Raw genomic sequence first — 9,476 nt, 5'->3', positions numbered from 1 at the left:
CACCCTGGCGGCCGCGTACGCGAGCCATCTGCGACTCCAGCGGGAGGAGACGCTCTTCCAGGTCCGGCTCGTCGCCGACGCGGCGCAGAAGGTGCTGCTGCGACCGCTGCCGCACCGAGTGCGGGATGTCGAGATCGAGTCGCTGTACCTGGCGGCCCAGGAACAGGCCCGGATCGGAGGCGACTTCTACGAGGTCGCCGACACGCCGCACGGCGTCCGGCTGCTCATCGGCGACGTGCGCGGCAAGGGCCTGTCGGCGGTGGGTGCCGCCTCCGCGGTGACCAACTGCTTCCGGGAGAACGCGTACGACCAGCCCGACCTCAGGGCCGTCATCCGGCGGATCCAGAGCACCGTTTCCCGTTACAGCACCAGTGTCCCCGCCGACGATCAGATCGAGCACTTCGCCACCGCCCTGATCGTCGAGATCCCGCACGGTGGCAGGCACATCAGCATCCTGAACTGCGGGCATCCGCCACCGGTGTTCCTGCGCGGCGGGGAGGTCCAGGTTCTCGAGCCCACCCTCGCCTCGACCCCCCTGAACCTCTCCGCCCTCCTGGGGGACCACTACCACGTGGACACCACCGCCTTCCTCCCGGGCGACCAGATGCTGCTCTACACCGACGGCGTGACGGAGACCCGCGACCGGGCCGGCGAGTTCTTCCCGCTGGCGGACTGGACGCGACGGCACAACCAGGCGACACCCCGTGAACTGCTGGACCGGCTCCACGCGGACCTGTTCCACTACGCGGGCGGAAGGCTCGACGACGACATCGCGGCCCTCGCCGTGCGCTACCGGAACACCGGGGTCCCGGAGCGGTAGCCCGGCCGGGGACCAGGGCTGCCGCGGCGGCACGTCCGCGCTCCGAGGACCTCTCGACGTTCGAGACGAGGACGGACGCACCGCCCGCGTCCTCAGCGGGGTCCGGGCCGAATACGGCTTGCCGCGGCGGAGAACGGCGCAACCGCGATCGACGAACAGGGACCGACGTACCACCGCCGACCATGCGGCACCCCTTCGGACACCCTGAAGGCTGCGGGATTTTCGCCGTGGCGCCCGGCGGACGAAGTCACATGGAAGGATGTCGCCCGTGACCGGATTGTCTTCCTCGTCTGTCGCCGAGGGTGCGCCTCGAGATCACGGCCTGGGTCCGCGTGGTGCCGCCGTGCTCGTGTTCGGGTCGTCGGCCGCAGTCCTGGTGGTCGAGATCGTCGCCCTGCGGCTGTTGGCTCCCTACTTGGGCCTCACCCTCGAGACCAGCACCATGGTGATCGGCATCGCCCTCACGGCGATCGCTCTGGGCTCATGGCTGGGTGGACGCATGGCCGATCAGGTCGATCCGCGCCGGCTCCTGGGCCCCTCGCTGGGAGTGTCGGGAGCGGTCGTGGCGCTCACCCCCGCCGTGCTGCGCAGCACGGCGGAGTGGGCACCCGCGGTGCTCTTGTTGATCGCGTCGCTGACCATCCTCGTGCCGGGCGCCCTGCTGTCCGCGGTGACGCCCATGGTGACCAAGCTGCGACTCACCAGCCTCGCCGAAACCGGAACGGTCGTCGGCCGGCTGTCCGGCGTGGGAACCGTCGGTGCCATCTTCGGTACCGTCCTGACCGGTTTCGTCCTCGTGTCGCGGTTACCGGTCAGCGGCATCCTGATCGGCCTGGGGACACTGCTGGTGGTCGGCTCGGCGCTGTTCGAATGGCGGATGCGCAGGTGGGGCGGCACCCCTGCCCTGACGCTGGTGGTCGTCGCCGGAGGCCTCGCCACCATGGTCGCGCCGGGCGGCTGCGACATCGAAACCAGGTACCACTGCGCACGGGTCGTCGCCGACCCCGACCGGGACAGCGGCCGCATCCTCGTCCTGGACGGCGTACGACATTCCTACGTCGACATCGACGACCCGACGTTCCTGAAGTTCACGTACGTGCGTGCCATCGCGTCGGTGGTCGATGCCGCCTTTCCCGAAGGGGAGCCGCTCGCCGCCCACCACCTGGGCGGCGGCGGACTCACCCTGCCCCGTTACCTCGCGGCCACGCGCCCCGGAACGCGCAGTCTCGTGTCGGAGATCGACAGTGGGGTCGTGCGCATCGATCGCGACCGACTCGGTCCGAGGCCGGAGCACGGTATCGACGTACGCGCCGAGGACGGCCGCCTGGGCCTGCGGCGACTCGGCACGGGCAGCCGCGACCTCGTCGTCGGCGACGCCTTCGGCGGCGTCAGCGTCCCGTGGCACCTCACCACGGTGGAAGCGATGACCGATGTGCGGAGGGTGCTCGACGAGGACGGTCTGTACGTCGCCAACCTCATCGATCACGGTGACCTGGCCTTCGCGCGTGCCGAGGCGGCCACACTGAGCGAGACGTTCGAGCACGTCGCCCTTCTCGGCGAACCCGGTGACATCGGCCCCGGCCCGAGCGCCACCCCCGAGGGAGGCAATCTGGTGATGGTCGCCTCCAACCGGACAATCGACCTGCGCGCGATGCGGGAAGCACTGAACACCCGGAAGACCGGCTGGGAAATCTCCACGGGCGACGACCTCACGTCCTGGATCGGTGACGCCCCACTGCTCACCGACGATTACGCGCCCGTCGACCAGCTCCTCCAGCCCTACAGCCGGAGCGGCCGGTGAGGAGACACACGGCACCACATCGCGGCGGGCCGGCCGACGGCACCGGAAGAGCGGCGGGGACACCGCTGAACGCGGGCAGGAACCGCTGTGCTCCGCCCACGGAACAGGAAGCCTTTCCTCGCTCGTTCGCGCCGCCTCGTTGGCTGGTCCCTGTTCTCCGCCCGACTGGGAGACCTCCTCGCAGGCGCCCCTTCCTGCTCCTACGGACGCTCCCGTACGCGACCGCATCCACCATGGACCCACTCGATCCGGTCGCCACACGCGCGATCGGCTGAAGCCGTCTCGCCACCCGAACCGTCCGAACGCCTCCGCCGGGACGGAACTCTCCTCAGAAGTCGTCTCCATGGGTGGTGCTGACCTGTCGGTACAGGTGGGCCAGATCCTCATCACTCACGGGGTAGGGGCTTTCACGCGGCAGGAGCTTCCGGGCGGTGTCCAGCTCTCCGTCTCGTACATGGGCGTGGACCGTACGGGCCAGCGGTGTGACATCGGCCATGGAGACGATCCACTCGTCGGCATAGCGGTGTGCGGCTTCGCCGGTGAGGCCGAGCTGGAGCGATCGGTACGGAAGCGGCTGGAGGCGCAGGTCGCGTTCGGGATCCCACTGCACCCGGGCGGGAGCCCGCCTCAACTGGCTCTTCCATGTGGCGCGATCGGTGTGGAGGCCTTGTTCGTAGTGGGACAGGCAGGCGTGTCGCAGTGCCCACTCGAAACCCTCCCGGGTGATCTCGACGGCGAGGACGCTCTCCTGGCCTTCCTTGCCGCCCCACCCGCAGCGGTACATCATCCACAGGAACGACGGCTTGATCCACGTCATCCGGTCCCGCTTCCACTCCGCCGGGAAACGGCCGTCCCGGGCCGCCGCCAGGCCGATCACCGGCGAGTACGCCTGGTAGACGGTGATCGTGCGGTCCGTGTGCAGGGCTCGGATCCGGTACTTGGGTTCTGTCACGGGACCAGGGTGACCACACGTCTTCGCGCACGCCATCGAATTACCGTGACGGGAGGCCACCGAGTCCGCGGTGGCGGCCGAGCCGCTGTGAGGTCTCGATCCCCTTGCGGGCGACGCGGTACCGGATGCCGTGCCGGGACGAACCCGGGCGAGGCGGTTGGCCGGCGTTGAGGGCTTCGCGTACGGCTGGTACCAGGTACGGGTCCGAGGTATGCGGTGTTCAGCCTTGGAGCCACGGAGTCCGGGTGGCGTACAGCGTGCCCAGGGCGGCGGCGAGGGTGCCGAGCAGGAGCCGAAGTGCGGTCTCCGGAAGGTGGGGCTGCAGGCGGGCGCCGAGGTAGCCGCCGATCAGCCCACCGGTCCCGCAGGCAAGACCCAGCTGCCAGTCGGGCGCCACGTCCCCGGAACTCACGAGCGACAGCACCCCGAAGGCGGCGGCACCCACCACGGACGTGGTGAAGGTCGCGGCGAGCGCGGCCGGGGCGACCCGTTGGACGGGCAGACCGCGTCCGACGAGGATCGGCCCGATCACGGAGCCGCCTCCGATGCCGTACACCCCGCCGACCGTGCCCACGACCAGGGCGAGGACGGTGAGGGCGCGCGCGGACGGCTCGGGCGCGGCCCGTCGGCGGCGAGCCGGGAAGAAGGTACGGGCGCACAGCCACAGGCCGAGTGGCAGCAGGAACAGGGCGATCAGCAGGCGGAAGACGGCCGGTCCGGGAACGGCGAAGACGCGGACGACGGCGCCGAGTACGACTCCGGGCAGCGTGCCCGTCACCAGGCGTCGGACGAGGGGATCGCCCAGGATGCCGCTGCGACGGTAGCGCCACAGGGCGCCGGGCCCGGCAACGACGTTGAACAGCAGGTTCGTCGGAGTGACGGCGGGGCTGGGCACGGAGAACAGGCTCAGCTGTACGGGCAGCAGGAACACGGCTCCCGACACGCCCACCGGGGCGGTCACCGCGGCGATCAGCACTCCGGCTGCCAGCCCGCCCAGCACCGTCCCGTCCACGGCCGCCCCCGTTCCTCGATCACCAGGCCAGTATCAGGGCGAGGGACCGGGCGGGGCGGACCGGCAACAGGATGTTCACGCACAGCAGGAGCAGCCCGGTCGGCACCCGGACCCGGCCCCGATGGGTCCAGCCGCCCGACTGCCGGACTTCGACGGCCGGCAGCCGGCTCCGTGTCAGCCCTGGCAGCCGCACCCGGAGGTGCTCTTGGCCTCGGTGACGGTCAGGGCGGGGTCGGCGGACGTCTCGGCCGGTGTGCAGCAGGCGCTCACTCCGCAGCAGGCATCGGCCGGCTCCCCCGCCTCGGAGCGGGTGTCGGCGGCCGCCGGCTTGACGGCGCGGACGACGGCGGAGTGCATGCCGTCGGCGACGGCATGGGTCGGGGTGATCGAGATATCGGTGAACCCCGCGGCCTGAAGGCCCTCCCGGTACTCGGCGAAGGACAGCGCGCCCGCGATACAGCCGACGTGGTCACCGCGTTCGCCGCGCTGGGCGGGCGTGAGCGTGTCGTCTGCGACGACGTCGGAGACGCCGATCCGGCCGCCGGGCCTGAGCACCCGGAAGGTCTCGGCGAACACGGCGGGCTTGTCGACGGACAGGTTGATCACGCAGTTGGAGATCACGACGTCGATGGTGTCCGCGGGCAGCGGGATCGCCTCGATCGTGCCCTTGAGGAACTCGGCGTTCGTCACGCCCGCCCGTGCCGCGTTGGCCAGGGCGAGGGTGAGCATCTCGTCGGTCATGTCCAGTCCGTACGCCTTCCCGGCCGGTCCGACGCGGCGGGCGGACAGCAGGACGTCGATGCCGCCGCCGGAGCCGAGGTCCAGGACGCGCTCGCCTTCGCGGAGCTCGGCCACGGCGGTGGGGTTGCCGCAGCCGAGGGAGGCGGCGACGGCCTCCACGGGCAGGACGTCGCGCTCGTCGGCGGCGTACAGGGTGGAGCCGAAGTTCTCGTCGACCTCGACCGGCTCGGGCCCGCAACAGGCACTGCCGCCCTCGGTGACCTTCACGGCCGCCGCCGCGTACCGCCGACGGACCGTTTCACGCAGGTCGGTGGTCTGCTCGCTCATGATCCACTCCCAGGTGACGGGCCACGGGGGGCCCGGAACAGTCTGTATTGATGTTCATTGATTCAACCTTGCGCCTTGGATCGAAAAACGTCAACATAGAAGCATGCCGAAACAAGGGCTTGTGGTGATCGGTCAGGACGCCGCCTGCTGCCCGGGTCTGTCCGCCGCGCCGCTGGACGAGGACCGGGCGGCCGGGTTGGGGAAGGTCTTCAAGGCCCTGGGCGACCCGGTCCGGCTGCGGCTGATGTCGATGATCGCCTCGCGCGGCGCGGGCGGGGAGGTCTGCGTGTGCGAGCTGACCCCGGCCTTCGAGTTGTCCCAGTCGACGATCTCCCACCACCTCAAGCTCCTGCGCGAGGCCGGACTCGTCGACTGCGAGCGCCGCGGGACCTGGGTCCATTACCGGGCGCTGCCTGGCGTCCTGGACGAGCCGGCCGCGTTCCTGACCACCACACGGCCCGCCGAAGCCACCGCGTGAACGCCGCCCTCGCAGCAGTGCCCAGGCCTGGCCTCCTACCTGTGCGAGACGGTCCACACCGACGCCGCCCGCCGCACAGGCGGCCGTACCGGTTCCGAGGAGAAGCGATAAGGAGAAGCAGCGAGGATTCTGATCGCCGCGGCCGGACCGCGCGGCGGCGTCGTGCCCTGCACGGGTCTGGGCGCTCACCCGCGCCACGCCGGATACGACGTCACCCCGGCCGCCACGGACGCCTTCACGCCCCTGGTGCGCGATGCCGGGCCGGCCTTCCGCTCCCTGTCCGCCGGCCCACGCGGACGCGGCGCCGTCACCGGCAGGCGTGAGCCGACGATGCGCAGCGCCGCAGCCTTCGTCACCGAACTCGGCCGTGGCTTCGCCGACGCGATGGCCGAGGGTACGGACCTGCTCCTGCTGTCGACCACCACGGCCCCCCTCGGCCGGCATCCGGGCCGGGCCACGGGCATGCCGAACCTGGGGATGTACCTCCCTCCGCCGAGACCCGCGGGAACATCCTCCGGATGCTCCCGACCCGCTTGGTACTCCGGCCCGGGTGCACGCCCTCGTCGCGGATCTGGCGGGGTGACCGGGGCCGTTACGGCTCGGCGTGCGCCGGACGGCGCTCGCGACCGCCGGGGTGCCGGTGCCGCCAGATCCAGAAGACCGTACACGACAGCAGGGCCCACCCGCCCAGCACCAGGAACGGGAACGCGTGCTGGTGCCCCTGGAAGTACACCGCCGTGTGCTGTGCGTTGACCGAGGCGCCGGGCGGCAGCCACTTGCCGATCTCGCCCAGCGGGGACGGCAGCAGCGGCCAGGACACCGCACCGCCTGACGAGGGGTTGCCCAGCAGGATCATCAGCCCCCACGTCGGCAGCATCGCCCAACGCCCGAACAGGGTGTTGAACATGGTGAAGACCATGCCGCTGGCGAACAGGGTGAGCGCCAGGATCAGCCACGACTCCGCGAACGGCAGGTCGAGCGCGCCGAGCAGCCAGTCCACAGTCGCGACGATGGCGAATCCGCCGAGCAGTGCGTAGGCGAGGGTGAACAGGACGCGCTCGAAAGGCGTCAGGGACCGTGCGTGCACGCTGAGCTGGATCGCCCCGACGAAGCCGATGATGACGGCGGCCAGCGAGATGTAGAAGATCGCCAGTCCGCGAGGGTCGCCCTCCTGCAGCGGGTTGAGGTCCCGGACGGTGACCTCGACGCCGGTTTCCTCCCCCACGGCCGGCGCCGTGTCGGCCAGCACCTCCGCGACCGAGGCCCCGGAGGCCCCCGACAGGTCGAGGACCGCGGTCCTCCCGTCGTCGCGGATATCGAGGATCGCGAAGACCTCCTGGTCGTCCATGGCCTGACGAGCCTCGGCGGCACTGTCGTACACGTGCACTTTCACGGACGCGTTCAACGCCTTCTCCAGGGCGTCCAGAAAGGCCTGCCCGCGGGCCTGTTCGTACGAGCCGACCACGGCCGTGGGGATCGAGCGCGGCGTCGGATCGGCCATGGAATAGGTGTACGAGCCGGCGAAGAGACCGGCCGCAGCCGCCAGGATGAGCACCAGCACGATGGCCGGCCACAACGGTGACTGCCGGAACTCGGACCACCGCTGTCCGCGCGTCGGCGGCTGGGCGTGGGCACCATGAGACATGTCGGCCATGGCCAGGACGTTTCCATAAGCAAGGTGCAAGGGCATCAATAGCGCCGTCACCCGTGGGAGCACCCACGCCGCCCCCGCGGGCGTTCTGGTGCGGGGGCACCGTCTTCGGTGGCTGGGCGTGCGGAATCCGCGACAGGTCGAGCCATCTCGCGCAGGCGGTGCCGGTACTCGGGGTCGTCCGCTTCGCTGAGTACGGGTGTGACCCGATCCGGGCGGGGACGCGCCGGAGCCACATCCTGGAACGGTCCCCGTTTTGTCAGTGGCCACTCATAGGCTGCCGTGCATGGCCCCTTCCCGGACTCGACCGCGTGAGCACCTCGGCGTGCCGCCCGGCACGGTCACCGCCGTCTCGTCTCCGAACCGGCCCGCTCTCTCCGGCGTGACAGCGACCTGCTGCTCAAGGCCACCATCACCCCCACCACCTCGAAGAGCGCACCGCTGGTCCCCTTCGCCACGCACCGGCTGGGCGTCCCCGGCATCCCCGGCGGCGCCCGCCGCCCCACCGCGCTCCTGTCCACCGGCGGGGACCACGCGCTCCAGGAGAGCACGCAGGAGGTGTTCGCCGACCTGACGAACCGGTTCGGCCTCGAGCCGTGGAGCAAGCACCGAGCGCACGCCCAGCCACCTCCGACAGAAAGCAGTCCTCGCCGTGTTCCAGGAAACCCCCATCTACAGCCGTCTCGTCACCGAACGCGGCGACGTCCCCGCCCAGGTGCGTGGCGAAGCCGATCGCATACACCGCGACCTGGCCCAGGTTCTGCGCAGGGCGCCCGCCTCCCCGCCGAGCGCACCGCGGAACGTTTTCGAGCCGAAGACCCCTCCTGCCGCCCTGTAAGGACTCGGACGCCACCCGGGGAACCGGCCGCACCGCGCCCCGGCACGATGAGCGTCGTTGTCCGGGGCGCCGCCCTTGTCCGTCACCCTGCGGATGCCGAGGACCGGATGCTCGACCACGGCGGGCAGTCGTCCGGCCCCCGTTTACCCGGCGTGGAGCCCACGGAGGGACAGCCGGACACCCGTACCCCCCGGCACACGACCGTCGGCGGCAAGGCACCGGCCGACGCGACCCCACCGCGCAAGGCGGTTGCCGGCCGGGCCGCTGGAGGCCGAGGCGACGACATCGCGCCTTTCTGCGGCGACTTGACCCGCGGACCGGACGTGCCGAGGGCGGTTGTGGGACCGTGGCCTTGGGCCTGGTTCGTCACTCCCCCCGTGGTGACGGACCAGGCCTTCATGGCCGGTGCCGAGAAGCAGGCCGCCGCTCGGCGGTACCCCGGCCGGCGGTTCCCCGGACACCGGGAGGCCGGCCCGCTCGCGGTCGGGGCGCAGGAGCCGGTGCGGTCGTGTCTCGTGGCACCGTGGTGGCGGGAGGCTCCCGGACGGACGGCCGAGCAACTCCGGGCGGTCGCCGACGAGTACCGGCAGGACATGCCCGTGCGGCCCGGGCACTCGGTCTCGGCCCGGCCGGGCCGCCCTCCGAGGCGACCGTTCAGGCCCGGCTCGTGGGCCTCTCCCGGGGGCCGGTGGCCATGGACTGCCCCGTCGTCGGCTACGAGGACGATCCGCTCGCCCCCTTCTCCGACGCCACCTCGGCCAACCCCTGACCGCACGGCCACCGGCGCCCGGCCCGGGCACCGGATCGCCCGGGCCGCTCCCAGCCCGCCCGGACGGACCGGCACCGCGAGGCGCGT

The 9,476-nt window shown here is 71.4% G+C and carries 7 protein-coding genes and 1 pseudogene; 4 read left to right on the top strand and 4 right to left on the bottom strand.

The annotated features are described in order from the left end of the window. Both B7767_RS39775 and B7767_RS39770 read left to right on the top strand, forming a co-directional pair. A partial coding sequence (locus tag B7767_RS39775) for a PP2C family protein-serine/threonine phosphatase (protein ID WP_085576217.1) occupies window positions 1–820 on the top strand: 820 nt, incomplete at its 5' end. 259 nt (window positions 821–1,079) lie between these two features. Then, a complete protein-coding gene (locus B7767_RS39770) occupies window positions 1,080–2,621 on the top strand; it encodes a fused MFS/spermidine synthase (protein ID WP_085576177.1) in 1,542 nt (513 codons plus the stop codon). A 328-nt stretch (window positions 2,622–2,949) separates the two neighbouring features. Here the strand turns inward: B7767_RS39770 and B7767_RS39765 are convergent, their stop codons facing one another. From B7767_RS39765 to arsM, 3 genes are all read right to left on the bottom strand, one after another. Further along, on the bottom strand, window positions 2,950–3,609 hold the full coding sequence (locus tag B7767_RS39765; RefSeq protein WP_107486598.1) for a DUF4291 domain-containing protein: 660 nt from the start codon (window positions 3,607–3,609) through the stop codon (window positions 2,950–2,952). Window positions 3,610–3,793: 184 nt separating this feature from the next. Further along, complete coding sequence (locus B7767_RS39760; protein ID WP_085576175.1) at window positions 3,794–4,585, bottom strand: sulfite exporter TauE/SafE family protein; 792 nt, start codon at window positions 4,583–4,585, stop codon at window positions 3,794–3,796. A gap of 174 nt (window positions 4,586–4,759) precedes the next feature. Next, window positions 4,760–5,653 carry an arsenite methyltransferase gene (arsM, locus tag B7767_RS39755; protein WP_085576174.1) on the bottom strand — a complete coding sequence of 298 codons (894 nt, stop codon included), beginning with the start codon at window positions 5,651–5,653 and terminating at the stop codon, window positions 4,760–4,762. Window positions 5,654–5,756: 103 nt separating this feature from the next. On the opposite strand from arsM, the gene B7767_RS39750 reads away from it, so the two are divergent. Beyond that, window positions 5,757–6,131: a metalloregulator ArsR/SmtB family transcription factor gene (locus B7767_RS39750; protein WP_085576173.1), complete on the top strand. Its 375-nt coding sequence runs from the start codon at window positions 5,757–5,759 to the stop codon at window positions 6,129–6,131. A 129-nt stretch (window positions 6,132–6,260) separates the two neighbouring features. Then, a pseudogene (locus tag B7767_RS48835) lies at window positions 6,261–6,638 on the top strand (glycosyltransferase); the annotation flags it as partial. Window positions 6,639–6,723: 85 nt separating this feature from the next. Here the strand turns inward: B7767_RS48835 and B7767_RS39740 are convergent. Beyond that, complete coding sequence (locus tag B7767_RS39740; protein WP_107486596.1) at window positions 6,724–7,785, bottom strand: ABC transporter permease; 1,062 nt, start codon at window positions 7,783–7,785, stop codon at window positions 6,724–6,726. Between the last annotated feature and the right edge of the window lie 1,691 nt (window positions 7,786–9,476).

Source organism: Streptomyces sp. 13-12-16, assembly GCF_002114215.1.
Classification (GTDB): Bacteria; Actinomycetota; Actinomycetes; order Streptomycetales; family Streptomycetaceae; genus Streptomyces.
The sequence above is the reverse complement of the archived record's forward strand: the minus strand, read 5'-3'. Positions and strand labels throughout refer to the sequence as shown.

What these genes read in the sequence shown, in the direction of transcription:
- B7767_RS39770 (WP_085576177.1), top strand. Translation starts at nt 1,080, where the DNA reads ATGTCGCCCGTGACCGGATTGTCTTCCTCGTCTGTCGCCGAGGGTGCG.
- B7767_RS39765 (WP_107486598.1), bottom strand. Translation starts at nt 3,609, where the DNA reads ATGGCGTGCGCGAAGACGTGTGGTCACCCTGGTCCCGTGACAGAACCC.
- arsM (WP_085576174.1), bottom strand. Translation starts at nt 5,653, where the DNA reads ATGAGCGAGCAGACCACCGACCTGCGTGAAACGGTCCGTCGGCGGTAC.
- B7767_RS39750 (WP_085576173.1), top strand. Translation starts at nt 5,757, where the DNA reads ATGCCGAAACAAGGGCTTGTGGTGATCGGTCAGGACGCCGCCTGCTGC.
- B7767_RS39740 (WP_107486596.1), bottom strand. Translation starts at nt 7,785, where the DNA reads ATGGCCGACATGTCTCATGGTGCCCACGCCCAGCCGCCGACGCGCGGA.